We start from the raw sequence: 24,904 nt of genomic DNA, 5'->3' as shown, positions 1-24,904 counted from the left end.
CATGAAAGGACGTATCCTCATCGCCAGTCTTGCCATGGCCGGCATTTCTGCAACCTGGGCCGCCAGCGACGAGCCGATCAAGCCGATCGTCGCCGCCAAGGTCACCAACCCGGCCCTGGTGGAACTGGGCAAGAAGCTTTATTTCGACCCTCGCCTCTCAAAGTCCGGCTTCATCTCCTGCAACTCCTGCCACAACCTGTCCATGGGAGGCTCCGACAACCTGAAGACGTCGATCGGCCACAACTGGCAGAAGGGCCCGATCAATTCGCCGACCGTGCTCAACTCCAGCCTCAACGTCGCTCAGTTCTGGGACGGCCGTGCCAAGGATCTGAAGGCGCAGGCTGGTGGTCCGATCGCCAACCCGGGTGAGATGGCGTTCACGCATGAGCTAGCGGTCAGCCTGCTGCAGTCCATCCCCGGCTATGCGGCTGAATTCAAGAAGGTCTTCGGTTCTGACAAGGTCGATGTCGACCGCATCACTCAGGCCATTGCTGCTTTCGAGGAGACCCTGGTCACCCCGAATTCGCGTTTCGACAAGTGGCTGAAGGGCGACAAGAAGGCGCTCAACAAGACCGAACTGGAAGGCTATGCGCTTTTCAAGGACAGCGGCTGCGTCGCTTGTCACAATGGCGCCGCGGTCGGCGGCAATTCCTTCCAGAAAATGGGCGTCGTCGAACCGTACAAGGCCTCCAGCCCGGCCGAGGGGCGCTCCGCGGTGACCGGCAAGGACGCCGACCGTTTCAACTTCAAGGTGCCGACCTTGCGCAACGTCGAGCTGACCTATCCCTATTTCCACGACGGCGCTGCCGACACCCTGAGCGAAGCGGTCGAAACCATGGGCCGCGTGCAGCTCGGGAAGAAGTTTACGCCTGAGGAAAATGCCAGGATCGTTGCTTTCCTGAAGACCCTGACTGGCGACCAGCCAAGTTTCAAGATGCCCCTGCTGCCGCCGTCCGCCGACAACACCCCGCGGCCGACGCCCTTCGACAAGTAAGGAACCGCCTCGTCCCAGAAACGCCCCGGCTTGTGCCGGGGCGTTTCTTTTGTAGCCGCAGCAGTATTCCGCAAGCGAATACCTGCCCTTCTGGCTCGGGCTTTTCCGGCCATTTCCGAAAAAGTCCCGCCAGCCCATGGTAATGCGAATGATTCGCATATAGAATAGACGCGTGTTGATCAGACCCGCCAGTGTTGCGTCGCGAACGTGGCAGCTTCGCAGATTCGTCCAGTAGGCATGTGTGGTCGGGAGTTTTCGCATGAATGCAAATGACGAGGCACATCAAGGATGGAGGCGAATCACATGAATCCCGGGCAATTGATCACCCTGTTTGACCTGCCAACGGGTCAGGAAGCAATCGTCAGCACCGCGCCTGTCCCAACAGGCGGCGAACTGGCTGAGCGCGAGCTGGCGTTGCGGCTGTTCGAGATCGGTTTCATTGACGGCGAGCGGGTGCGCGTCGTCGCCCGCGGTTGTCCAGGCGGCGACCCCGTGGCGGTAAGGGTGGGCAACACGATGTTCGCTTTACGACGATTCGAAGCCGAACGGGTGCTGGTTTCTCCGCTGTGTGGAGTGGTGGCATGAGCACACCAAATGGAACATCGCGGCTTGCCCTGCTCGGCAATCCGAATTGCGGCAAGACAGCGCTGTTCAATCTGCTGACCGGCAGCCGTCAGAAGGTCGCCAACTATCCCGGGGTCACCGTCGATCGCAAGGAGGGGCAACTCACGGCACCATCGGGCAGGCAGTTTTGCATCCTCGACCTGCCCGGCGCCTACAGTCTCAACGCCGTCAGCATCGATGAGCAGATTACGCGCGACGTGGTCCTCGGCACGCTCGCCGCTGAGCAGCGCCCGGACATGCTGGTCTGTGTCAGCGATGCGACCAACCTCAAGCTCAACCTGCGGCTTGTTCTGGAAGTCAAGCGCCTTGGCCTGCCGATGGTCCTGGCACTCAACATGACTGACCTGGCAAGCAAAAGGGGCATCGCGATCGATGTGCCCGCGCTGGCGCGCGAACTGGGCATGCCGGTGGTCAGGACCGTAGCCGTCAAGCGCGGCGGGGCAAGCGAGTTGATCGCCCAACTCGAAGCGGCTGTGCCGGATCATGTACCACACCCCCCGACTTGGCTGCCGCCCGACGTGGCCGACGTCACCGCCACGCAGCACGAAGTGCGACGGATTCTTGCCGCAACCGTGCGCCAGCCGGCACTCGACACCCGCCTGGACGAGAAGATCGATCGTCTGGTTCTGCATCCGCTCTGGGGAATGCTCATCCTGGCGGCAACGCTGTTCCTGATGTTCCAGGCGGTGTTCAGCTGGGCCAGTCTGCCGATGGAGCTGATCAAGGGCGGCGTCGAAGCGCTCGGCGGCTTTCTCAGCGTGCAGATGCCGGATACGATTCTGCGCAGCCTGCTGGTCGATGGCATCGTCGCCGGTGTCGGCAGCGTACTGGTCTTCCTGCCGCAGATCCTGATCCTGTTCCTCTTCATCCTGGCCCTCGAGGATTCGGGCTACCTGCCCCGGGCGGCCTTCCTTCTGGATCGTCTGATGGGCACCGTTGGCCTCTCGGGTCGCTCGTTCATCCCGCTGTTGTCGAGCTTTGCCTGCGCCATCCCCGGCATCATGGCCGCGCGCACGATCACCAACTGGCGCGACCGGCTGGCAACCATCATGATCGCTCCGCTGATGACCTGCTCCGCGCGCTTGCCTGTCTATGCGTTGATAATCGGGGCGTTCATCCCTGAAACGTCCGTGGCCGGCGTGTTCAATCTGCAGGGACTGGTGCTGTTCGTGCTTTACGTAGCCGGGGTGGCGAGCGCCATGGCCGTGGCGGCTGTACTCAAGCTGACCGTCGGCAAGAGTCTGCAGCATCCGCTGATGCTCGAATTGCCCTCGTACCGTTGGCCGCACGCGCGCAATCTGTTGCTCGGTCTGGTCGAGCGCGCCCGTATCTTCATCATGCGCGTTGGTAACATCATCCTGGCGCTGATGGTGGTGCTGTGGTTCCTTTCGTCATTCCCGGGGCCCCCGGATGGCGCCATCGGCCCGGCGATCCAGTACAGCTATGCCGGCATGCTTGGCCGTGCGCTCGAAGTCGTTTTCGCGCCGATCGGCTTCAACTGGCAGATCTCGATAGCCCTGGTGCCCGGCATGGCTGCCCGCGAAGTCGCTGTCGGCGCCCTCGGCACGGTCTATGCGCTCTCGGCCACCGGCGATGATGTGGCAGAACAGCTTGCGCCCATGCTGGCGGCAGGTTGGTCATTGCCGACGGCGTTCTCTCTGCTTGCCTGGTACGTCTTCTCGCCGCAATGCCTGTCCACCCTGGCTGTGGTCAAGCGCGAAACGAACTCGTGGCGTTACCCATTGCTGATGGCCGGCTATCTGTTCGTCCTGGCGTACGGCGCGGCTTTCATGACCTACCGCCTGGCGCTTTTTCTCACCGGGGGGCCCCATGTTTGAAGAACTGGTCGCTCATGGCGTCGTCCTCTGCGCCGCCGCCTATATGGGCTGGCGCCTGCTACCTGGCCGCTGGTGCGACGCGCTGGGCCAGCGTTGCCGGGACCTCGGGCAGCGGATCGGGCTGGCGCAGGTCCAGGCAGCAACGCCAAGCCAGGCAACTCAGGCCCGTCCCCATGGTGGCTGCGGTCCCTGCACCGGCTGCGCGAGCAGGCAGCGCCCAGCCAGCACCGTCATGATCACGACAAACAAGGAAGCAAGGAAATGCTGAGACGCACGAATGAACCGAGACGGCAACAAAAAACCATGCTGCTCGCCTTGTTGCTGGCGTCGGGGTTTGCCAGTGCCGTCCGGGCCGACGATGCGGCAGAGACCGCTGGCGTCGCCGCCGAGGCGCCCGCCTGGCCGGAATCCACGCTCAGCGGCGACTGGGGCGGCGCCCGTCAGCGCCTCTTCGACGCCGGTGTCCAGGTGGACCTGGCGTACACCGCCGACTACCTGCGCAACAACCGAGGCGGGTTGCAGCGCGGCGGGGCCTACATGGGCAACCTCAACCTCGCCGTCCAGCTCGATGGCGAGAAGCTGATCGGCTGGCAGGGCGGTTCGGCGTATCTCGCGCTGATCAGCAACAGCGGCGGCAGATTCAACCTGAACAAGGTCGGCAGCTTCATGGGCGTCGACAACCTGGAGGCGCCGGTTAACCGCAGCGGCGTCTTCGAGGCCTGGCTGCAGCAATCGTTCCTGGATGACCGGGCGTCGCTGCGTGCCGGTCTCTACCCGATCGACAGCGAGTTCTACGTCACCGATTCGTCGGCTGTCTTTGTCCATCCGTCGTTCGGGATGGCGGCCGAAGCCGCCGACTTCGGCAGTCTCGCTGGCCCATCGATCTATGCGACCAGCAGCTATGGCGCACGTCTGCGCCTCGATCCCGATCCCGCCTGGTATGCGATGCTGGCGGTCACGCGTGGCATCGCGAGCGAGCGCATCGACACGGCCGGCCCGAACATGAGTTGGCGGCGCGGCGTTGGCAGCATGCTGATCGGCGAAGTCGGCTTCAGTCCGCTCAAGTCCGGACTGCTCGTCGACCCGCCCGGCGGCGCTGACGACGATGGCGACTATTCGCCGATCAGCAAGCTGGCCGTCGGGCTCTGGCGTTTCTCGCCACGTTTCCCGCAACTGTCAGCCGTCGATGCTGCCGGCGAACCCCTCTCCTCGACCCATTGGGGTGCCTATCTGCTGGCGGAACAGACGGTCTATCGCGTGCCGGAAACGCAACGCGACCTGACACTCTTCGCCCGCTACGGATTCACCGACGGCCGGACCAGCACGCTTGGCTATTCGGTCAGCGCCGGTCTCAGCTTCCGCGGGCCCTTCGCCGGCCGCGAGAACGACACCTTCGGCCTTGCCGCGACACGCGCCCATGCCGACCCGCAAGGGCAGCTGCAATTGGCGAGCGAAGCCGGTGTTCCGCTGTCGTCGAACAACGAAACGGTCGTCGAGCTGACCTACCAGGCGCAGGTTCTGCCCGGCGTGGTGGTGCAGCCGCTCATCCAGCGCATCCTCAACCCGGGTTTTTACCTGCCGGACTCGACCGTCGCGGGGGTACGTCTGCAATTGACGATGTGACTGCGAGTACTACCCGCAGGAATGTCCTGCCGAAAGATTACGCAGGCGAAACAACGGTCGATGAATATCGCAGACTGACAAGGTCAAGCAGTTGCCCAATCTACTGCTGAAGAAGCGATACTACCTGCCCGGCCTGTTGCGAAATGAGCTTCGACAGTGCGGCGATCAGCTCCTCGTCACGAGGTGTATCGAGCCAGCGACGACCGTCCCAGCGGTAGTGAAAGCCGCCCGACCGGGCGGCAACCCAGATCTCCTGCGCCGCGTCGTGGCGATTGACAATGATCTTGCTGCCATCGGCAAATTCGATTTCCAACACCTGTTCGGCGACCATCTCGAAATCGATGTCGGCGCCACTTCGTTCCAGACCGGCTTCGATCTGCTTCAGCGCTGCGTCGGCGAGCGCGTTGAATTCGCTATCATTCATCCTGTGCTAACATCCCCTGTTTTGACCTAGTGACCTATGCGGCTATATCTTGCGCTGGCTTTTCTGGCGACCATCACACTTGGCGGCTGCGGTAACCGGGGAGGGCTGACGCTCCCCCCCAAGCCGGCAACAGCAACTGCGCCGGTTGCTCCGACGGCAGTTCCATCGCCGACAACGGCTACCAGTGCCAAGGATCCCAAGGATCCTAACACGGCAGGAGACCCTGCCCGATGAGTGCTTTCGCCGGCAGGAACGGCGTCCTGCATGCCGAATCTGTCCCACTGCCCGACATCGCTGCCCGGTTTGGCACGCCGTGCTGGGTCTACTCGCGGCGCGCGCTCGAGACAGCGCTTGACGAGTTCCAGCAGGAACTGCGCGGCATCGATTCGCTCGTCTGTTATGCCGTCAAGGCCAACTCCAACATCGCCGTGCTTGACGTTCTGGCGCGGCGCGGCGCAGGTTTCGACATCGTTTCCGCGGGCGAACTCAAGCGCGTTCTGGCTGCCGGCGCCGACCCGCGGCAGATCGTCTTCTCGGGCGTCGGCAAGACGGCTGCCGAGATGGAACTCGCGCTGACCATCGGCATCCTCTGCTTCAACGTCGAATCGGCCGGCGAACTCGAACGTCTCAATGCCGTCGCCGGCAAGCTGGGCAGGACGGCACCGATCAGCCTGCGGGTCAATCCGGATGTGGATGCCCGGACGCACCCCTATGTCTCGACCGGTCTCAAGGAGAACAAGTTCGGCGTCGCCTACGAAGACGCGCTGGCGCTCTACCGGCAGGCAGCGCGCCTGGCCAACCTCGAAATCAGCGGTATCGACTGCCACATCGGATCGCAGTTGCTCGATCCTGCACCTTTCTCCGAAGCGCTCGACAAGGTACTCGTGCTTGTCGATCAACTGGCGGCCGACGGCATCGTCCTGCATCACATCGACCTCGGCGGTGGCCTCGGCATCCAATATCGCGACGAAGAGGCCCCGACCGTCAAGGCTTATCTGCTTCCCATGCTGGCGAAGCTCAAGCAGCGGCATCTGCGAATCCTGCTGGAACCGGGGCGCCGCCTGGTCGGCAATGCCGGTCTGCTGTTAACCCGAGTCGAGTACCTGAAGCCCGGCGAGGTCAAGAACTTCGCCATCGTCGATGCGGCGATGAACGACCTCGCGCGTCCGGCATTGTACGGATCGTGGCACGACATCGTTCCGGTCGTGCCTCGGCAAGGGGCTGCGCTACCGTGGGACATCGTCGGTCCGGTTTGCGAATCAGGTGATTTTCTCGGCCGTGGCCGCGAACTCGTGCTCGCCGCTGGCGATCTCCTGGCGATCATGTCGGCCGGGGCCTACAGCATGGCCATGAGTTCGAACTACAACAGCCGACCGCGTGCTGCCGAGGTGATGGTCGACGGCACGCAGACCCATCTCGTCCGCCGTCGGGAGACGGCCGAAGAGCTTTATGCTCTGGAGCAGCGATTGCCGCCTGATGCTGGTTGAAGTCGCGCCGCGCCAGTCACCTTGCGAACAATCGAATAGCGTCTGGTCGATCAGCACCAGCACCTGACCGAGCGCTCGCAACTGCGGGGCTGCGCCGAGAGCAGCAGGCAATTTCCGGCCGGGAAAGCGATCTCAAAGATAGTCCACACTGACATTGTCGCTGCTCAACCATTCGCGCAATGCCGTCAACAGATCGTCTTCAAGGCGGACACGACTGGCGTCGCCAAAAGCCAGCTCGCAGATCGCATCACCGTTGTGATACGCCAGTCTGACCGGGCAATCTCCCGGCGTATAAGGTGCCAGCAGCGTGCGCAGGCGGTGCGCAGCGGTGCGCGCGTTGCTACCGCTGGCCTGGCCATTGAGCGACAGGCGAAGATGGCGGGCAAACCGGCCGCGCGCTTCCGCAAGCGTCAATAGCCGTTCGGCGATGATTTTCACCCGGCCTTCGCCGGCGAAGTCGTCACGCTGCACGCGGCCTTCGATGATCAGCACCTCGTCTTCCCTGATCTTGCTCCGCTCGGCTTCCAGCAGTTCATTGAACACCGAGACTTCGAGCGCACTGGTGCCGTCGTCTATCTGGATAAACGCCATCTTGCCGCGCGCCGTGAACTTGCTGCGTACGCCGACCACCAGGCCAGCCAGCAACTGCGTTTCCTTGCGGGCTTCGAGCGCCGCCAGCGGCCTGCGAACGAAGCGGGACACCTCGGCCTGAACGCCATGGAAGGGGTGGCCAGAGAAGTAGAAGCCGAGTGCCAGTTTCTCTTCATTCAGCTGCTGTCTTTCGCTCCAGCGCGGCACTTCGACGTATTGCGGGCCATGCTCGCCGCCGTCGTCGCTTGCCTCGAAGATATCGAACAGGCTGACCTGCATGGCGTTGCGCTCGGCCTGCTCGGCAGCGTCCATGGCAACGCCGACCGAGGCGATCAGACGGGCGCGATGGTCGTCGAGCAGATCGAAGGCGCCGGCACGAATCAGCGCTTCGATCGTGCGTCGGTTGACCAGCCGCTTGTCGGCGCGCCGGCAGAAATCGAACAGGTCCTTGAACGGACCACCCGCCTCGCGCGCTTTGAGGATCGCGGTGACCGCCTGTTCGCCGGTTCCCTTGACCGCCCCGAGACCGTAACGAATCGTGCCTCGGTCAACCGGTGTGAAGCGGTATTCGGAAGCGTTCACGTCCGGACCGAGGATTCGCAGGCCGTTGGCGATGGCGTCGTCGTGAAAGATCTTGACCGTGTCGGTGACGTCCATGTCGGACGACAGCGTGGCTGCCATGAAGGCGGCGCAATGGTGCGCCTTCAGCCAGGCGGTGTGGTAGGTGACAACAGCGTAGGCGGCAGTATGCGACTTGTTGAAGCCATACTCGGCGAACTTTTCCATGAGGTCGAAAAGCTGCATCGCCAGCTTCTCGTCGTAGCCCTTCCTGCTCGCCCCGTCGCGCATCAGGTCACGGTGCAGCGCCATTTCCTCGGCCTTCTTCTTGCCCATCGCGCGGCGCAGGAGATCGGCGGCGCCGAGCGTGTAGCCGCCGATGATCTGCGCAATCTGCATCACCTGTTCCTGATAGACGATGACGCCGTAGGTGGGTTCGAGACAGACCTTCAGATCGTCGATGTAGTAATCGATCTTCTGCTGACCCTTCTTGCGCAGGATGAAGTCGTCGACCATTCCCGAACCGAGCGGGCCCGGCCGGTAAAGTGCGAGCACCGCGATGATGTCCTCGAAGCGGTCCGGCGCGAGCTTCCTGACCAGCTTCTTCATGCCCTCCGATTCAACCTGGAAGATCGCCGTCGTGTTGCCATCCTTGAGGATCTGGTAAGCCTTCGGATCGTCGAAGGAGAGCGCTGCCAGATCGGGACGTTCGCCGCTCAGCTTCTCGACGTAGTCGACCGCCAGCTTGATGATCGTCAGGTTGCGCAGGCCGAGGAAGTCGAATTTCACCAGCCCGACCTTCTCGACGTCGTCCTTGTCGTACTGGGAAACCACTGAGCCGCCGCCATCGGCCGAGTAGACCGGGCAGAAGTCGGTGAGCTTGCCCGGGGCGATCAGAACCCCGCCGGCGTGCATGCCGACGTTGCGCGTCAGATCTTCGAGGCGGGCGGCCAGGTCGAAGAGGTCTCTGACTTCTTCCTCGTCTTGGATCCTGGCCTTGAGTTGCGGCTCGGCGGCGATTGCTTTGGCCAGTGACAGCGGCTTGTTGGTTTCGACCGGGATCAGTTTGGACAGCTGGTCGCAGAAGTTGTACGGCAGGTCGAGCACGCGACCGACGTCGCGAATGACCGCCTTCGACGACATGGTACCGAAAGTGACAATCTGTGAAACTGCCGCCGCACCGTATTTCTGGCGCACGTACTCGATGACCCGCCAGCGGTTGTCCTGGCAGAAATCGATGTCGAAGTCCGGCATCGACACCCGCTCGGGGTTGAGGAAGCGCTCGAAGAGCAGCGCGTAGCGCAGCGGATCAAGGTCGGTGATTCCGAGAGCGTAGGCGACCACCGAACCGGCGCCTGAACCGCGTCCCGGCCCCACGGGACAGCCGTTGTGCTTGGCCCAGTTGATGAAATCGGCAACGATCAGGAAGTAGCCGGGGAATCCCATCTGCACGATGGTATCGGTTTCGAGCTGCAACCGAGCGTCGTAGGCGGGGCGCTGAGTTGCTCGTTCGACAGGGTCTGGAAAGAGCTGCTGCAGGCGGATTTCCAGGCCCCTTGCGGCTTCGTGACGAAGGAAATCGTCAAGCGTCACTCCATCGGGCGTCGGAAAGTCCGGCAGGTAGCTCGTGCCCAGCGTAATCTGCAGATTGCAGCGCTTGGCGATTTCCACTGAGTTCTCGAGCGCCACGGGCAGATCGGCAAACAGTACCGTCATTTCGTCGGCCGACTTGAAGTACTGCTCCTCGGTATACAGGCGTGGGCGCCGGGCATCACCGAGCATGTAGCCCTCGGCAATACAGACCCGTGCTTCGTGCGCCTTGAAGTCATCACGTTCGAGAAACTGGATCGGATGCGTGGCGACCAGCGGCAATTCCAGTTCCGCCGCCAGATCCGCGGTGGCAGCGACCAGCGCCTCCTGCTGCGCCTGTCCATAGCGCTGCACTTCAAGGTAGAAGGCGCCACGAAAGAGTGCCTCCCAACGTTCGGCGCGGGTCGCCGCCTGATCTCGATTTCCCTGCAACAGAGCTTCGCCGACGTCGCCGGCAATGCCGCCGGAGAGCGCGATCAGTCCATCGACACCGACATCCTGCAGCATTCGGCGGGTGATCTCGGCCCGCCCGCGAACACGCGGCGCAAGATAGGCACGCGACAGTAATTCGCAGAGCTGCAGATAACCCTGTCGCGACCGACAGAGCAGCAACAGGCGATAGGGGCGATCGGGCTCGGTCTCGTTAGCGATGAAGACATCGCTGCCGAGCAGCGGTTTGACGCCCTTGCTGCGCGCCGACGAATAGAACTTGACCAGACCGAACAGATTGGCGAGGTCGGTCAGCGCCAGGGCCGGCATGCCGTAGCTGGCAGCACGAGCGACGGCATCGCCAAGACGGACGATGCCGTCGGTGACCGAGTACTCACTGTGCAGGCGAAGATGGATAAAGGGGGTTTCAGGCATCCGGGCATTCTACCCCCAGGGGGCTGGCTGGAGACGGTGATCGCGACCTGAAGTCATGGCGGTTGCCGGCTTCGGCCACCGTCTGCGGGCGCTCACCCACGCCTGGCCGCCGGGCTGCAGTACCCGCCGGCGACCGGGAATCGACCCGGTTGGCCGGCCTGCAGCAGCCTAGCTATTCACCCAGTCGATGATCGCCTGCCACTGCTCCATGTCTCTGGCCGCGCGCGATGCCGAGAGGTCGAACATCGTCATCCCATGCATGGTTGTCTGCACGTAGAGCTGTGTTGTGCGCAGATGGGTGAGGACCGGCAGGTCGTACTTGGCGAGAAAGCGTTCGAGCTCGGCCGCCGCACGGGTACGCGGATCGACGCGCATGCCGACCACGGCAACGAAGGCTTGTTCGTTGCGTACCGCTTTTTCTGCCAGCAGCACCTCGAGAAAATCGCGCGTCGCCAGAATGTCGAACAGCGACGGTTGTACCGGGACGAGGACCCGATTCACCTGTTTGATCACGGTGTCGAGCGCCTTGCCGTGCAAACCCGCCGGGGTATCGAGGATGACGTGGGTGGTACCTTTGGGTGGTTTGGCGGTTTTCCCGGGCTCGATCTCCCAACTGCGAATCGTAGGCAGGACCGATGGCCGCAACCGCAGCCATTCCCGCGAGGACTGCTGGCGATCGACGTCACCAAGCATTACCCGGTGTCCGCTGCGCGCGAGGTGACCAGCCAGATTGACCGCCAGTGTTGATTTTCCGGAACCCCCTTTTGGATTCGCAATCAGGAAGGATTTCATTGTTCTTGGTCCTTGTCATGAGTCGTGGCGAGCAGGTGAAGCTCCTCACGAACCAGGTTGATGTGCTCCCGCAGAGTGTAAAGCAGATCGCTGAAGGCCAGTGGAATATTGAGTGTGCTGGCTGTGTTCTCGATGCGCTCAAGGTGGGCCACGTACTCCTGATGCTGTGGCGGGTTGTAGTGCTGGCGGACATCATTTTCGAGGAACTTCAGATCACCGTAGCAACGGACAATCTTCGAACGTACTCGCCAACTGTAGATTGCCGGCGCGAATTTCAACAGTGGCAGCAGGACCATGACCAGCGGCAGGATCATCACGAACAGGCGCTCGACGAGCACCGCCAGCCAGAAAGGCAGATAGCGCTGCAGGAAGGGTGGCCCGGACTGGTAATAGCGCGCAGCGTCGGTCGACAGGGGAAAGCTCTGATCCTTGTAAGCCGGGAATTCGCCGGCACGCTGGAAAAAACCGCCCCTGCCGTTAACCTCGGTCATTGCCTGCAGCAACAGACTGGCCAACGCCGGATGCAGATCGTCGCGAACGATGACATTGGCCGTGGTTGCCAGCAGCGCCGTATCTCGCGGTGGCACATCGCGTACCAGATCAACGACCCCACGCGGCAGCACGACCTTCGACAGAAAAGGGAAACGGCGCAGATAGGCGTCGGCCTGGCTCAAGCCGACCACCCGCAGTCCCGGCGAACGCAGCATGACCTGGACGACAGGCGCTTCCTGAGCGGCGACAATGAAGGCCGCGTCGATCTCGCTCTGCTGCAGCGCCTCGGCTGCGGTCAGCCCAGCCAGCGGCAGCAGATCGGGGCTGTCGGGCTTGATATCGTTGGCCTCGAGCAACTGCAGCGCGAGACCCCGAATACCACTGCCGTCCTCGCCGACGGCGACGCGCCGGCCGGCGAGTTGATACAGCTTATCGACTCGCTGCTCGCCGCGATAGAAGACCCACACGGGCTCGTAGGCCACGCTGCCGAGCGAACGCAGGGGGCCGGGTTCATCGTCGTCGTCGCTGGATGCCCTGGCACCAATCCCCCCCTGCACGAAAGCAACGTCAGCTTCACCTTTCTCGAGGCGCTCGAGGTTCTGGTGCGAACCCGCCGATGTCATCACCTCGAGCGTGATGCCCCTCGCAGCCAGCACGGACGCATAGCGCCGGGCATAGGCATAATAGGCGCCGGCTTCGCTGCCGGTGGTGATCGTTATGCGCCGGGGCGGCTCTGGCGCGACGAACTGATAGGCGACGATGAAACCGATTGCCGTGATGAGGACGATCGGCCATGCCGTCGCCAGCATGTAACGGAGAGCGACCAGCCGGGCACGCAAACGCTCCATCAGGGCAGCAGGATCGTCGATCCGGTATGCCTGCGTGCTTCGAGGTCGCGATGCGCGGTGGCCACTTCGACCAGCGGGTAAGTCTGATTGATCTCGACTCTCACCTTGCCCGAGCCGACCACGTCGAACAGCTCGGCGCCCAGCGCCACCAGGTCACCGCGCCTGGCCGTATAATGCATCAGCGTCGGCCGGGTCAGGAACAGCGAGCCTTTCTGCGACAGCAGCAGCGGGTCGAATGGCGGGACCGGACCCGATGCGTTGCCGAAACTGACGAGCATGCCGCAGGTTCGCAGGCTGTCAAGCGAGCCCGCAAAGGTGTCCTTGCCAACTCCATCGTAGACCACTGCCACTCCCTCGCCGGCGGTGATTTCACGTACCCGGCGAGGAAAGTTTTCGTGCGTATAGTCGATCACGTGGTCGCAGCCATGCGCGGCCGCCAGCGCCGCCTTGGCCGGGCCAGAAACGGTGCCGATCACCGTTGCCCCGAGCGCCTTTGCCCACTGGCAGGCGATCAGGCCAACGCCGCCCGCTGCGGCATGGATCAGCACGAAGTCACCGGGCTGCACGCGATAGGTGCGGCGCAGCAGATAGGCACTGGTCAGGCCCTGCAACATCATCGCCGCTGCCGTGCGAAAGTCCACCGCATCCGACAGCTTCAGCAGCCGGTCGGCGGGCAGGCAGCGCACCTGGCTGTAGGCTCCGACCGGACCACCCGCATAGGCAACGCGATCACCCGGGCAAAGCTCGCTGACCCCGGCGCCGACGGCCTCGACCACGCCGGCAGCCTCCAGGCCGAGGCCATTCGGTAACTGCAGCGGATAAAGGCCGCTGCGATGGTAGATGTCGATGTAGTTGAGACCGACGGCCTGGTGACGCACGCGTGCCTCACCGGGTGCCGGATCGCCGACTTCCATTTCTTCCCAGCACATGACTTCGGGGCCACCGGTCTGATGAATACGAATGGCAAATGGCATCACGATCTCCTCACTTTACGTAACGCGACAGTCTAGTGTCGCGCCCGCTTTCTAGGCAAGCGCAAAAAAGCCATCGCTGGCCGCCACTTGCCTTCTCTGCAGCCAGGTCTTCCACAGGCTTATCCACACGAACGGTGGGCAAACACCCCAGACATTCGTCATGGCGTGAGCTGGGCGTCCGCTCCTGTCCGTTCGTTCTCGGCCTGCGTCAGGCCGGCGTCAGCCGGGCGTACTCGAGCGCCAGCCACTTCATGCCGCTGGTGCCGAAATTGACCTGTACGCGGGCTTCCGGCCCTGAGCCTTCGGTAGACACGATGACCCCGAGACCGAACTTGGCATGGCGGACATTCTGGCCAATCCGCAGACCGCCGGCGACGGCTGGTGGTTGCCAGCCAGCGCTCGCGGCCGGCGTGGCGGCGGTGGCTCCCCGGTTGGTCTTGCGCAGCAGCGTTGCCGGCAGTTCGTCGAGAAAACTCGAAGGCAGGCAGTAGCGCGTCTGTCCGTGCAGCAAGCGGGTCTGCGCGTGGCTCAGATAGAGACGGTGACGGGCGCGGGTAACGGCCACGTACAGCAGCCGTCGCTCCTCCTCCAGCCCGTCGCGCTCCTGTGCTGCGTTCTCGTGCGGGAAAAGACCCTGTTCGAGACCTGTGATGAAGACGACGTCGAACTCCAGCCCCTTGGCAGCATGGACGGTCATCAACTGCACTGCTTCCTCTCCCTCGCCAGCCTGGTGCTCGCCAGCCTCCAGCGAGGCATGCGCCAGAAAGGAAGCGAGCGGCCCGCCATCCAGCGTGGCCTCGCCATCATCGATTGGATCCCCTTCTTCGTGCAGGAAAGCGGCTGCCGCATTGATCAGTTCGTCAAGGTTCTCGAGTCGGTCCTGGCCCTCCCTGTCGGCCAGATAGTGCTGGCGCAGGCCGCTTGCCTCGATCACGTGATCGATCATTTCCGGCAGGAGAAGGGCCTGCGTGTCGGCACGCAGGGCTTCGATCAAGCGGGCGAACCTGGCGACTGACGTCCCGGCCTTGCCGGCAAGGCTCGCGGCGGCGTTGTAAAGGCTCGAATTGGCAGCATGCGCCGCCTCCTGGAGCGCCTCGATGCTGCGCGTGCCGATACCGCGAGTTGGAAAATTGACCACCCTGGCAAAGGCCGTATCGTCATCCGGATTGGCGATCAGGCGCAGGTAGGCGAGCGCATGCTTGATCTCCTGCCGATCGAAGAAGCGAAGGCCACCATGCACGCGGTACGGCACGCCTACCGTGAACAGGTGATGCTCAAGGACGCGTGACTGCGCGTTCGAGCGATAAAGCAGGGCAATCTGATGACGGGGAACACCCTCGCGGACGAGTTCCGCAACCTCGTCGACGATGAAACGCGACTCATCGACATCCGAATAGGCCTCGAAAACCCGGATCGGCTCGCCAGCGCCGGCTTCAGTCCACAAGTTCTTGCCGAGGCGACCACGGTTTTGTTTGATCAGCGCGTTGGCTGCGTCGAGGATATTGCCATGCGAACGATAGTTCTGTTCCAGACGGATCACGTTCGCCAACTCGAACTCGCGTTGCAGGTCGCGCATGTTGCCGATCTCGGCACCGCGAAAAGCGTAGATCGACTGGTCGTCGTCGCCGACCGCGAAAATGCACGCCGGCGGCGCCTCGGGGGTCACGCTGCCGCGGCCGGCCAGCAGTTTCAGCCAGGCATACTGGAGGCGGTTGGTGTCCTGGAACTCGTCGACCAGGATGTGCCGAAAACGCGCCTGATAGTGCTGGCAGAGCGGCTCGTTTCGTTGCAGCAGCTCGTATGAGCGCAGCAGCAACTCGGCGAAGTCGACCACGCCCTCACGCCGGCACTGCGCCTCATACTCGGTGTACAGTTCAACGCGGCGGCTGGTGTAGTGGTCATAGGCTTCCGCCTGGGCGGCACGAAGGCCCTGTTCCTTGTGCGCATTGATGAAATGCATCAACTCGCGTGGCGGGTACTTCTGGTCATCGACGTTGAGGGTTTTCAGCAGGCGCTTGATCGCCGCCAGCTGGTCGGCCGAATCGAGAATCTGAAACTGCGCGGGCAGCCCTGCTTCGCGGTGGTGTGCCCGCAGGAAGCGGTTGCAGAGACCGTGAAAGGTACCGATCCACATCCCGCGCGTGTTGATCGGCAGCATCGCCGCCAGGCGCGACAGCATTTCCTTTGCCGCCTTGTTGGTGAAGGTCACCGCCAGAATACCCTGCGGGCCGACCTGTCCGGTCGAGATCAGCCAGGCAATGCGGGTGGTCAGCACGCGCGTCTTGCCGCTGCCGGCACCGGCAAGAATCAGGGCGTGCTGCGGCGGCAACGTGACCGCTGCGAGTTGTGGCGCATTAAGATTGGCGAGCAGATCGGACATGGATCAGGATTCCCTGGCGGAGTAGGCACGATTATATCCGCCGTGACGTAGCCGGAAGCTTCGCGTGACAGGGCTGGCGATTGCTGATTACAATGCGGCTGGCACCAGAAATAGGCCTTCGATGGACATGGATTTGGTCAGCTTCGGGTGGCCGGGAGCAAGAAGGCTGCCGGCGGTGGTCGGAACAGGCGCGGCATCAGGCTGGATGCGGGGTCTCCTGGCGGTGACGACACCGCCACATGGCGAGGAAAGAAATGTCGAAGTTGCTACCACCGGAGGTTATCAAGAGAACGCTGACAGGCATCTCGATTCCAGCCAGGCCCCAGGTGCTGGTGCAACTTGAAAACGAACTCACAAGAGACGACCCCGACCCGCGGGTCATCGTTCGTCTGGTCAGCGGCGATGTTGGCCTCTCGGCGGCCGTACTGAAAACGGTGAACTCCCCGTTCTTTGGCCTGTCCCGCAGGATCAGCTCGGTCGCACAGGCGGTCAGCCTGCTCGGCATGCGGTCGGCCGCGCAGATCGTCACCGGCCTCGTGCTGAAAACTGCTATTGCCGGCAAGGCGGGATCCCTGGAACGCTTCTGGGACAGTGCCGAGAAAGTGGCTGGCATCGCCAGCCACATTTCGTTGTCCATTCCCCGAGGCCCTCGGGACGAGGCCTACTGCTTCGGCCTCTTCCACGACGTCGGCATTCCAATCCTGATGCAGAAGTTTCCGGATTACCGGCAGACTCTGGCGCTTGCAGAAAAGCTCAGCGACCGACCCTTCACGGCCGTGGAGGAGGAGCGTCACGCCACCGATCATGCGACGCTTGGCTATCTGGTAGCCAAGGGATGGTTCCTGCCCGAGGCCATTTGTGAAGGGATTCTCTACCACCACGACCCCTCGGTCTTCGATGACAAGGAAGTCGTCAGCTCGCAGGCACTGACGTTGATTGCCATCAACGCCCTGGCCGAGCATTTTCATGACGAGTACTTCCGCCTGCGCAGCAACAGCAGCTGGGAAAGAATGGGAGATCGGGCGCTCGATCATCTGGGTCTGCAGGAAGACGAATACTGCGACCTGCGCGAAGATCTGACGACGATGGTCGGCTGAGCGAAGTCAGCGACCGCCTGCCGGTTGCCACGACCGAACGGGGCTATCTCAGGCTTGGCCAGCCGCTGGCCTCCAGCGGCGCCGAACGGGGAGATGACTATCTGGATGGCCGAAAGACGCCGGCCTCGGTGACCATCGCATCGAGCGGTTGATCGTGCGGCTCAGGGCAGATCGAGTCCAGTCGTGCCAGTTCGAAGCCGACGCCGACTGCGACCGGACGGGGGGAGAGCGACGCCAGCGTGCGGTCGAAATAACCGCCGCCGTAGCCGATGCGGTAGCCCGCGGCATCGAAGCCATTGACCGGGATCAGCACCACCTCGGGGATCAGGAAATCGCCCGCCGCCGGTGCCGGAATGCCGTAGTGGTCGCTGACCATCAACATAGCCGGCGACCAAGCGCGAAAGACCAGCGCCCGATGCTCATCGATCACCACCGGCAGCAATGCGGTGAAGCCCTTCTTGCCCGCCCTGAACCAGCTTTCGATCAGCGGCCTGAGGTCCGGCTCCTGCTTGAACGGCCAGCAAAAGGCGACCCGCATGCCCGAGAACTCCGGGAAGGCCGCCTGCAGGAGCGCACAGATTCTGTTCGAGAGGCCGACACAGTCCTCTGCGGACAGGGCGCGCCGGCGCTCGATCAGCGCCTTGCGCAGCGCGCATCGGTCAGCGAAGCGAGTGCTTGCGCAGCTTTCGGCATTGATTGCAGGCGTCAACCGAGCAGCCATGTGGTATGCTGAAACGCAGTGTTTTTACAAGAATCCCAGCTTATCATGAAGTTCCGCCGCGCAATCCTCCTCGTCCTCATCCACCTCCACCTCCACCTCTTTCTGGGCCCGGCCGTTGCCCTTGCGCTGACCGCCGACGAGCAATTCCTGGTCGCGCGCGACGCTGCCAGAGCCGGCGATCGGGCCAGACTGGAGCGTCTTGCTTCCTCGCTGCAGGGCCATGAGCTTGACCCCTACGTTGAATACTGGCAGCTCCTGCTTGATCTGAAGGATAGCGAGCCAGCGACTGTTGGCACCTTTCTGGCCCGCCACGAAAACACCTATTTGGCCGAGAAGCTTCGCGTAGACTGGCTCCGCCAGCTCGCCCGGAAGCAGCAGTGGGCAGCGTTTGATGCCGAGTTTCCACGGCTCGCACAGCCTGATCAGGACCTGGCCTGTTATGCGCTGCAGAGCCGGCAGGCACAGGGTGATGCAAGCGTGCTCGACGCCGCCTTGCCACTCTGGCTGACCCTGCTCGAACCGCCGGAGCCCTGCTACCCGGTCCTTGAAGCGCTGATCCTCGAGAAGCGCGTGCTGGCCGACGCGGTATGGGCGCGCATCCGACGCCAGTTCGAAGCCAACAAGATATCGGCAGCCATCTACACCATGAACTACCTGCCAGCCAGCCAGGCGCCCGACAAGAAGCTGGCCCAGACCGTCGCGGACACGCCGCTGCCCTGGCTCATCAAATTGCCGAGCGATTTCTCGGCTAACCGCATGCAGCGCGAACTGGCGACGCTGGCCATCCAGCGCATTGCGCGCAACGACCCGCGCATGGCGGCAGATCAACTCGAAAGGATCGCGCCGTCGCTGAAGACCGGCGAGAAATCCTGGGCATGGAGTCAGATCGGTTGGCAGGCGGCGCAGCGGCATCTGGCGGAAGCGATGGAGTGGTACCGGCAGGCCGGTGATATCGCCCTTTCGGATGACGCAGCGGCGTGGAAGGTCCGCGCGGCACTGCGGGCGCAGGACTGGGGCAGCGTCCGCTCGACGATAGAGAAAATGCCTCCCGCGCTCGCCGCGCAGTCGGCCTGGGTCTATTGGCTGGGCCGCGCTTACCGTGCCGGCGGACGGCTCGAAGAGGCCAACGCGCTCTTCGCCCGGATCGCTGGACAGCCGGACTTCTACGGTAGTCTGGCGAATGATGAACTGGGCCGGACAACCATGACACCGCCCAAGGCGTCGCCCCCGAGCAGGGAAGAACTGTTGCAGGTCAGCGCGATCCCTGGGGTCCAACGTGCTCAGGCCTTCTTTCGCCTCAACCTGCGTACGGAGGGCGTCAGGGAATGGAACTGGGCTTTGCGCGGGATGAGCGACAGGGAACTCCTGGCGGCATCCGAGATTGCCCTGCGCGCGGGCAATTACGACCGAGCGATTGCGGCCGCCGACCGCACTCGCACCGAACACGACTACTCGTTGCGCTACCTGGCGCCGTATGGCGACCAGGTTCGACCGGCTGCTCAGAATCAGGCGCTTGACGACGCCTGGGTTTATGGTCTGATGCGCCAGGAAAGCCGCTTCATCACCAGCGCAAAGTCGCCTGTGGGTGCTTCCGGCCTGATGCAGCTGATGCCGGCGACCGCCAAATGGGTGGCCAACAAGATCGGTCTCAAGGATTTCCATCAGGGCAGGGTCAACGACACCGAAACCAACCTGCTTCTGGGTACCACCTACATGCGCCTGGTCCTTGAAAGTCTCGACAATCACCCGGTACTTGCCTCGGCCGCCTACAACGCCGGACCGGGGCGCGCGCGCAGGTGGCGTGCAGACCGTCCGTTGGAGGGTGCGGTCTATGCCGAAACCATTCCCTTCACCGAAACCCGCGATTACGTGAAAAAGGTGATGAACAACTCCCTCTATTACGCGGCCCTGTTTGATGGCAAACCGCAAACCCTCAAGAGCCGACTGGGCGTTATCGCTCCACGCACCGGCGGCGAGGTCAAGGGAGAGGATTTGCCTTAAAATGATGCTTCCCGGACGTTTACTTCATCGGTAGGATGCTATGGAACTCGAGAACGTGCTGTTGATTGGCGGTAGTGGTTTTGTCGGCGGTTGGATTGCCAGTCGCCTTTCGGAACGTGGCGTGCGGGTGACGATACCTACCCGTCATCGGGAAAACACCAAGAAGCTCATCATGCTGCCGACTGTCAGCATGGTCGAGGCCAACGTTCATGATCCAAACGTCCTCGCCCAGCTGATGCAGGGACAGGATGCGGTGATCAATCTGGTCGGCATTCTGCACGACAGCGATTCTCGCCTGCCCTACGGCAAGGGCTTCGCTGCGGCACATGTGGATCTGCCGCGGAAGATCGTCGCCGCGATGCGGGAAAGCGGGGTTAGTCGCCTGGTCCACATGAGCGCGCTCAAGGCTGCGCTCGACGCGCCATCCGAGTACCTGTGCTCGAAGGGCGAGGGTGAGACGCTGGTGCGCGCTGCCATGGATGAGCTGGACGTCACGGTTTTTCGTCCGTCGGTCATTTTCGGGCCTGACGACGCCTTTCTGAACATGTTTGCCAAGCTGATCAAGCTGTTCCCGATCCTGCCTCTTGGCGGCGGCAAGGCACGCTTTCAGCCCGTCTATGTCGGTGACGTCGCCGAGGCCTTTGCCGACTGCCTGACCGATCAGTCGACGTTTGGACAGACCTACGACCTGTGCGGACCAAAGGTCTATACCCTGCGCGAACTGGTGGACTACACGGCACAGCTCGTTGGCAAATCACCCCGGATCATCGATCTGGGAACCGGTGGCTGGGCCTACCTGCAGGCGGGCCTGATGTGGCTGTTGCCGAATCCGCCGCTGTCGCCCGATAACCTGCGCTCGATGGAAGTCGATAGCATCAGCGATGGCTTGCACAACTACCCGGGCTGGCAGCCAAAGGCGCTGGAAGCGGTGGCTCCCACCTATCTGGCGACGACCGAGCTCCCACAGTTTCGCCTCGACCGCTATCGCTATCGGGCCGGTCGTTGAGCGGACCGCCAGGGGCCCGGTCGGATTTCCCTCCCGGCGTCAGCCGATGGCGATTGAACTTCGTGCCAGCAAGCCTGGCCAGGCAGTCACTCCGGAGGTCGGTGCCGATATCGCGCGCATAGTTGGCATCTGGGAGAGTTGTCGAAGTCGCTTTGCTGCCCGTGGCTCTTTGCTTTTCGGTCCGTTCTCTATTGCTGACGCCATGTACGCACAGGTGATCTGGCGTTTTCTCCCCTATGACGTCAGCCTGCCACCTGTTGCGCAGGCCAGGGTTGAAACCCTGCCGGCAATGCGCGAATGGCAGGTCGGGGCGCTGGCTGAGCCGCTCTAGGCGCTGGCTGCTGCGATCATGGAGATTTTCACTGTCGGCGGAGCGATCCGTGACGAACTGTTGGGCTTGCCGGTCAAGGATCGAGATTACGTCGTCGTTGGTGCCTCGCCGAAGGAGATGCTGGCCGGCGGTTTCAGGCCGGTGGGCAGGGATTTTCCGGTCTTCCTGCACCCGCGGACGCATGAGGAGTATGCGCTGGCGCGCACCGAGCGTAAGACTGGTCATGGCTACCAGGGCTTTTCCTTTCATACCGCACCGGATGTCAGCCTGGCCGATGATCTGGCCCGCCGCGACCTGACGATCAACGCGATTGCGCGCGCTGCCGATGGTTCGCTGATTGATCCCTACCGCGGGGTCGACGACCTGGCCGCGCGCGTCCTCCGTCATGTCGGTCCCGCCTTTACCGAGGACCCGGTGCGCATCCTTCGCTTGGCCCGCTTTGCCGCTCGCTTCGTGGATTTCACCGTTGCGCCGGAAACCGTGTCTCTGATGCGCCGGATGGTTGATGACGGTGAAGTCAACCACCTGGTTGTCGAACGCGTCTGGCAGGAACTCGCCAAGGGTCTAATGGAAGCACGGCCGTCACGGATGTTCCAGGTCCTGCGCGACTGCGGCGCGCTGACCCGCCTGCTGCCCGAACTCGACCGGCTGTTCGGCGTACCACAGCGCGCCGACTGCCACCCGGAGGTTGATACCGGCGTGCATGTGATGATGGTCGTCGATCTGTCGGCGCAAAACGGTTGCGCTCTGCCGGTCCGCTGGGCGGCGCTGCTGCACGATCTCGGCAAGGGTACGACGCCCGACACCGATCTGCCGCGTCATCCGGGTCATGAAGCGCGAAGTGTCGAGCTGGCAGGCCAGATCTGTGCGCGACTCAAGGTGCCGGTGGACTGCCGTGAGCTGGCTGTTTTGGTGGCTCGCTACCACGGCGACATCCATCGGGCGCGCGAATTGGCACCAGCAACGATCGTCAGACTCCTGGAAAATACGGACGGCCTGCGCCGGCCAGACCGCTTTGAGCAATTGCTCTCAGCCTGCGCCTGTGACTTTCACGGTCGCCTCGGCTGGCGCGACGTTCCTTACGCTGCGCCAGCGATCTTGCGACAAGCGTTGGCCGCCGTGCGCAACGTCGATGCCGCAACTGTCGCACGCGGTTGCAGCGAGGGAGGACAGATCCCTGGGCGCATCCACGAGGCTCGGGTGGCTGCAGTCAAACGGGCACAGTCAGCATCCGGGAGTTGAGCGGCGCCTCCAAAACTCGACTTGCGACAATCACAACCTTGCATAACGAATTCAAAGGTAACCTTGATGATTGCAACGGGTGGTCTTCGGCGGCCTACTCAAATTCGGCGTTCTTGTTGTAGAACTCAAAGCATCTTCTTATAGACTTGGCTTTTGCCTCGTCCACGTTCTGGAATTCCACACCGCATTGGTAGTTTTCCCCGTCCTTCCTTTGCCAGGCTATGCTTCCTCTGATGCGCAAAGGTTCTTGCTTTTCATATTGATCCAGGTCGTCATTGGGCAGGTAGACGGCAAGATCGAGTTGTTCGCGTTCACGTACCGGCTGGATGAGCCTGAGGCGTAATCCCTTCAAGGAAAAATCGCTTGCCACGGCTTCGAACGTTGTGCCGCCCTGTGTAATCCTTACACGCAAGCTGTTGTTTGCCCGCGGCACACGACGCTTCTCATGCTGTGCAGCCTCGATTTCAAGCCCTCCTGTGAAGGTGAAGCCGGACATGATGCCGTTTAGCCTTCCGGTAACAGCTCGCAAGTCTTCGCCTATTGCCGCCGTCGTCTTGACTTTGCACCCACTCTCTCGCAATACGGCAAACAAGGTTTCAAGAGTTGATCTAAGCAATCCTAATTGGTCCACCTGTTGTTGGCTCACACAGGAAATCCTCTGGTTAGCGCTTGCTGTATCAACGGCCGTTATCGCAATCCCTTCCATGGTATTGGCCGTTTTCCGCGCCTCTTCCTGAGTGATATTCACCTTCTGGACGACGACGTTCATTGTGGCAACCACCTGTTGCACCTTGCCGGAGAGTTGCCCAATGATCTCGCTAACTTCTGTTGCCGACCGGGTAGTGCGCTCGGCAAGCTTCCTCACTTCGTCCGCGACAACGGCAAACCCACGGCCCGCTTCTCCTGCACGCGCAGCCTCAATAGCGGCATTCAGTGCCAGCAGGTTCGTCTGTCCGGCTATTTCCTTGATTACCTTGACAATGCTGTGGATCAACTGGGCAAATTGCTCCAGTTCCTGAATTTCAACCGATGCACGGCTGACCTGATAGGTGGTTTCTTCCATTGAGCCGATGTTCTGCCGCACGTTATCGATCCCTTCTCGTGCCAGTTTTTCGACTTGATCCGAGCGGTCTGCTGCGTCAACCGCCTGTGCCTGCACCTCAGAGGAGATCTGGTGCACCTGCTGCATGGCAGTTGTCACTTCGCCCGAGTGGCCTTCTTGCTGTCTGCTCACGTCAGCAATGTCGTTTGAAATTGCAGCAACCTGGAAAGCCGATTGCCCCATGTTGCGCCCGCAGTCATCAACTTCCTTCAGGACAGCGTGGAGTTTGTCCTGCATTTTGGTTAGCGCCGCAAGCAGCGCGCCGGTTTCATCGTGCGACGTAATGCGGATATCGTTATCGAGCCGTCCTTCGGCCACCAACTCGGCAATCGCTACCGCATTTGCAAGCGGTCGTGTGACCGAGCGCCGGATGAACAGAAAGACGACGAGCAGGAACGGGATGCTCAGCAGCAGCGCAAGACCCGCAAACATCGAAACGAACTGCCGAGTCTGACTGTTTGCCTTTTCCAGCGAGATCTTCATGCTGACTGCGCCAAGCACGGTACCCTCGGGGACCTGGTGACACATCAGGCAATTCTTGCCGAGATAGTCCTTTTGCGCCACGGCCGGAATGACCGCCTTGAGAAAGCCCTTGTCGGTGTTGAGCTGAAAGACGGGCTTGCCGCTCGCCAGCACCTGCTGTTCATCGGCTTCCGTGGCGAGCTCATCCGACGCGCCGGGCCCAAATTGCTTGGTGACCTGATCGCCGCGGAACACCTCCAGCGCCTGGATGCTACCCGCATTCCTGACCTGCTCAAGGTAAAGGGCGCGTTGCCCGATCGAACCGGTGATCATCATGCCGGTAAGGGAAGCCATCGTCATCTGGTGGACGCTGCCTGCAAAGTCTCGCGCCTGGGTCTCGGCATTAGCCTTTTGCTCGACATACGCCCAGATGATCATGGCACTTAGCAAGAGGAAGAGCATTGCCCAGATCGTTCCGACCAATCGTACCCAGATCTGCTGATTCGTGGACCAATTCATAATATCACTCACGTCACTCTGACCCTATGCGGGACAATATTAGAGCAATCGACTAAACGCCGCCAGAAAGCGCTTTGTGCAACGTGGCATGTGCCTGAACGGTGCGTGTACTTCCACCGAAGAATAGGATTGAAGCGATGGAGATTGGCGCAAAGATGGAAGCGGTTGTTAATTCGCTCCGCCGTTTCGGCCGCATGGGCGTTGAAGTTGCGTCCGAGCCTTACCCGGCCGACGCTGGCCACTGCGGTTTCTAGGATCATTGTGAGATACAGGTCTGCAGTGACTGCCGGCAGTCTTTCCGTCCACAGCAAGGGATTCGGGACGGGATGGCTTGGCCTAAGCGG

20 protein-coding genes are annotated in these 24,904 nt (G+C 62.2%); 12 read left to right on the top strand and 8 right to left on the bottom strand.

The window, feature by feature from the left end:
* Position 1: 1 nt before the first annotated feature.
* The 5 genes from V5B44_RS20530 to V5B44_RS20510 all read left to right on the top strand — a co-directional run bounded on the left by V5B44_RS20530 (position 2) and on the right by V5B44_RS20510 (position 5,079).
* Positions 2–994, top strand: a complete 993-nt coding sequence (locus V5B44_RS20530) for a cytochrome-c peroxidase (protein ID WP_287631822.1) — start codon at positions 2–4, stop codon at positions 992–994.
* A 303-nt stretch (positions 995–1,297) separates the two neighbouring features.
* Positions 1,298–1,579: a FeoA family protein gene (locus V5B44_RS20525; protein ID WP_332360912.1), complete on the top strand. Its 282-nt coding sequence runs from the start codon at positions 1,298–1,300 to the stop codon at positions 1,577–1,579.
* A complete protein-coding gene (feoB, locus tag V5B44_RS20520; RefSeq protein ID WP_332360911.1) occupies positions 1,576–3,456 on the top strand; it encodes a ferrous iron transporter B in 1,881 nt (626 codons plus the stop codon). Before V5B44_RS20525 ends, feoB begins: the two co-directional genes overlap by 4 nt.
* Entirely contained in the window at positions 3,449–3,724 is a 276-nt protein-coding gene (locus V5B44_RS20515) for a hypothetical protein (RefSeq protein ID WP_332344888.1), read from the top strand. The genes feoB and V5B44_RS20515 overlap by 8 nt, the downstream gene beginning before the upstream one ends.
* Positions 3,718–5,079 (top strand): carbohydrate porin, encoded by a 1,362-nt coding sequence (locus tag V5B44_RS20510; RefSeq protein ID WP_332360910.1) that lies wholly within the window; start codon positions 3,718–3,720, stop codon positions 5,077–5,079. Before V5B44_RS20515 ends, V5B44_RS20510 begins: the two co-directional genes overlap by 7 nt.
* 100 nt (positions 5,080–5,179) lie before the next feature.
* Here the strand turns inward: V5B44_RS20510 and cyaY are convergent, their stop codons facing one another.
* On the bottom strand, positions 5,180–5,503 hold the full coding sequence (cyaY, locus tag V5B44_RS20505) for an iron donor protein CyaY (RefSeq protein WP_332360909.1): 324 nt from the start codon (positions 5,501–5,503) through the stop codon (positions 5,180–5,182).
* 36 nt (positions 5,504–5,539) lie between these two features.
* On the opposite strand from cyaY, the gene V5B44_RS26865 reads away from it, so the two are divergent.
* Both V5B44_RS26865 and lysA read left to right on the top strand, forming a co-directional pair.
* Positions 5,540–5,737 (top strand): lipoprotein, encoded by a 198-nt coding sequence (locus V5B44_RS26865; RefSeq protein ID WP_434735497.1) that lies wholly within the window; start codon positions 5,540–5,542, stop codon positions 5,735–5,737.
* Complete coding sequence (lysA, locus tag V5B44_RS20500; protein WP_332360908.1) at positions 5,734–6,990, top strand: diaminopimelate decarboxylase; 1,257 nt, start codon at positions 5,734–5,736, stop codon at positions 6,988–6,990. Before V5B44_RS26865 ends, lysA begins: the two co-directional genes overlap by 4 nt.
* Positions 6,991–7,122: 132 nt before the next feature.
* On the opposite strand, the gene dnaE is transcribed toward lysA, so the two are convergent.
* The 5 genes from dnaE to V5B44_RS20475 form a co-directional block, all read right to left on the bottom strand.
* The gene (gene dnaE / locus V5B44_RS20495; RefSeq protein WP_332360907.1) at positions 7,123–10,593 is read right to left on the bottom strand and encodes a DNA polymerase III subunit alpha; all 3,471 of its coding nucleotides are present in this window, start codon (positions 10,591–10,593) and stop codon (positions 7,123–7,125) included.
* A gap of 168 nt (positions 10,594–10,761) precedes the next feature.
* On the bottom strand, positions 10,762–11,385 hold the full coding sequence (locus tag V5B44_RS20490) for a ParA family protein (protein ID WP_332360906.1): 624 nt from the start codon (positions 11,383–11,385) through the stop codon (positions 10,762–10,764).
* Complete coding sequence (locus V5B44_RS20485) at positions 11,382–12,725, bottom strand: TAXI family TRAP transporter solute-binding subunit (RefSeq protein WP_332360905.1); 1,344 nt, start codon at positions 12,723–12,725, stop codon at positions 11,382–11,384. The genes V5B44_RS20490 and V5B44_RS20485 overlap by 4 nt, the downstream gene beginning before the upstream one ends.
* Positions 12,725–13,699: a quinone oxidoreductase family protein gene (locus V5B44_RS20480; RefSeq protein WP_332360904.1), complete on the bottom strand. Its 975-nt coding sequence runs from the start codon at positions 13,697–13,699 to the stop codon at positions 12,725–12,727. Before V5B44_RS20480 ends, V5B44_RS20485 begins: the two co-directional genes overlap by 1 nt.
* Before the next feature lie 208 nt (positions 13,700–13,907).
* Complete coding sequence (locus tag V5B44_RS20475; RefSeq protein ID WP_332360903.1) at positions 13,908–16,079, bottom strand: UvrD-helicase domain-containing protein; 2,172 nt, start codon at positions 16,077–16,079, stop codon at positions 13,908–13,910.
* Between the two features lie 254 nt (positions 16,080–16,333).
* Between V5B44_RS20475 and V5B44_RS20470 the strand changes: the two genes are divergently transcribed.
* On the top strand, positions 16,334–17,176 hold the full coding sequence (locus V5B44_RS20470) for an HDOD domain-containing protein (RefSeq protein WP_332360902.1): 843 nt from the start codon (positions 16,334–16,336) through the stop codon (positions 17,174–17,176).
* 97 nt (positions 17,177–17,273) lie between these two features.
* Here V5B44_RS20470 and V5B44_RS20465 read toward each other — a convergent pair whose 3' ends face one another.
* Positions 17,274–17,897, bottom strand: a complete 624-nt coding sequence (locus V5B44_RS20465) for a 5-formyltetrahydrofolate cyclo-ligase (protein WP_332360901.1) — start codon at positions 17,895–17,897, stop codon at positions 17,274–17,276.
* Positions 17,898–17,942: 45 nt separating this feature from the next.
* On the opposite strand from V5B44_RS20465, the gene V5B44_RS20460 reads away from it, so the two are divergent.
* The 4 genes from V5B44_RS20460 to V5B44_RS20445 are packed head-to-tail and all read left to right on the top strand — an operon-like array spanning position 17,943 to position 22,477.
* A complete protein-coding gene (locus V5B44_RS20460) occupies positions 17,943–19,898 on the top strand; it encodes a lytic transglycosylase domain-containing protein (protein ID WP_332360900.1) in 1,956 nt (651 codons plus the stop codon).
* A gap of 40 nt (positions 19,899–19,938) precedes the next feature.
* On the top strand, positions 19,939–20,904 hold the full coding sequence (locus V5B44_RS20455; protein WP_332360899.1) for a complex I NDUFA9 subunit family protein: 966 nt from the start codon (positions 19,939–19,941) through the stop codon (positions 20,902–20,904).
* Between the two features lie 46 nt (positions 20,905–20,950).
* The gene (locus V5B44_RS20450) at positions 20,951–21,235 is read left to right on the top strand and encodes a glutathione S-transferase C-terminal domain-containing protein (RefSeq protein WP_332360898.1); all 285 of its coding nucleotides are present in this window, start codon (positions 20,951–20,953) and stop codon (positions 21,233–21,235) included.
* Positions 21,236–21,253: 18 nt separating this feature from the next.
* A complete protein-coding gene (locus V5B44_RS20445; RefSeq protein WP_332360897.1) occupies positions 21,254–22,477 on the top strand; it encodes a multifunctional CCA addition/repair protein in 1,224 nt (407 codons plus the stop codon).
* A gap of 94 nt (positions 22,478–22,571) precedes the next feature.
* On the opposite strand, the gene V5B44_RS20440 is transcribed toward V5B44_RS20445, so the two are convergent.
* Positions 22,572–24,503, bottom strand: coding sequence for a methyl-accepting chemotaxis protein (locus tag V5B44_RS20440; RefSeq protein WP_332360896.1), 1,932 nt, complete (start codon positions 24,501–24,503; stop codon positions 22,572–22,574).
* Positions 24,504–24,904: the final 401 nt, after the last annotated feature.

The sequence above is a fragment of the Candidatus Accumulibacter necessarius genome (assembly GCF_036625085.1).
This window is presented reverse-complemented; position numbering and strand designations above follow the sequence as displayed.

Coding starts and splice junctions, on each gene's coding strand:
- V5B44_RS20530 (WP_287631822.1), top strand. CDS start 2: ATGAAAGGACGTATCCTCATCGCCAGTCTTGCCATGGCCGGCATTTCT.
- V5B44_RS20525 (WP_332360912.1), top strand. CDS start 1,298: ATGAATCCCGGGCAATTGATCACCCTGTTTGACCTGCCAACGGGTCAG.
- feoB (WP_332360911.1), top strand. CDS start 1,576: ATGAGCACACCAAATGGAACATCGCGGCTTGCCCTGCTCGGCAATCCG.
- V5B44_RS20515 (WP_332344888.1), top strand. CDS start 3,449: ATGTTTGAAGAACTGGTCGCTCATGGCGTCGTCCTCTGCGCCGCCGCC.
- V5B44_RS20510 (WP_332360910.1), top strand. CDS start 3,718: ATGCTGAGACGCACGAATGAACCGAGACGGCAACAAAAAACCATGCTG.
- cyaY (WP_332360909.1), bottom strand. CDS start 5,503: ATGAATGATAGCGAATTCAACGCGCTCGCCGACGCAGCGCTGAAGCAG.
- V5B44_RS26865 (WP_434735497.1), top strand. CDS start 5,540: ATGCGGCTATATCTTGCGCTGGCTTTTCTGGCGACCATCACACTTGGC.
- lysA (WP_332360908.1), top strand. CDS start 5,734: ATGAGTGCTTTCGCCGGCAGGAACGGCGTCCTGCATGCCGAATCTGTC.
- dnaE (WP_332360907.1), bottom strand. CDS start 10,593: ATGCCTGAAACCCCCTTTATCCATCTTCGCCTGCACAGTGAGTACTCG.
- V5B44_RS20490 (WP_332360906.1), bottom strand. CDS start 11,385: ATGAAATCCTTCCTGATTGCGAATCCAAAAGGGGGTTCCGGAAAATCA.
- V5B44_RS20485 (WP_332360905.1), bottom strand. CDS start 12,725: ATGGAGCGTTTGCGTGCCCGGCTGGTCGCTCTCCGTTACATGCTGGCG.
- V5B44_RS20480 (WP_332360904.1), bottom strand. CDS start 13,699: ATGCCATTTGCCATTCGTATTCATCAGACCGGTGGCCCCGAAGTCATG.
- V5B44_RS20475 (WP_332360903.1), bottom strand. CDS start 16,079: ATGTCCGATCTGCTCGCCAATCTTAATGCGCCACAACTCGCAGCGGTC.
- V5B44_RS20470 (WP_332360902.1), top strand. CDS start 16,334: ATGTCGAAGTTGCTACCACCGGAGGTTATCAAGAGAACGCTGACAGGC.
- V5B44_RS20465 (WP_332360901.1), bottom strand. CDS start 17,897: ATGGCTGCTCGGTTGACGCCTGCAATCAATGCCGAAAGCTGCGCAAGC.
- V5B44_RS20460 (WP_332360900.1), top strand. CDS start 17,943: ATGAAGTTCCGCCGCGCAATCCTCCTCGTCCTCATCCACCTCCACCTC.
- V5B44_RS20455 (WP_332360899.1), top strand. CDS start 19,939: ATGGAACTCGAGAACGTGCTGTTGATTGGCGGTAGTGGTTTTGTCGGC.
- V5B44_RS20450 (WP_332360898.1), top strand. CDS start 20,951: ATGGCGATTGAACTTCGTGCCAGCAAGCCTGGCCAGGCAGTCACTCCG.
- V5B44_RS20445 (WP_332360897.1), top strand. CDS start 21,254: ATGGAGATTTTCACTGTCGGCGGAGCGATCCGTGACGAACTGTTGGGC.
- V5B44_RS20440 (WP_332360896.1), bottom strand. CDS start 24,503: ATGCTCTTCCTCTTGCTAAGTGCCATGATCATCTGGGCGTATGTCGAG.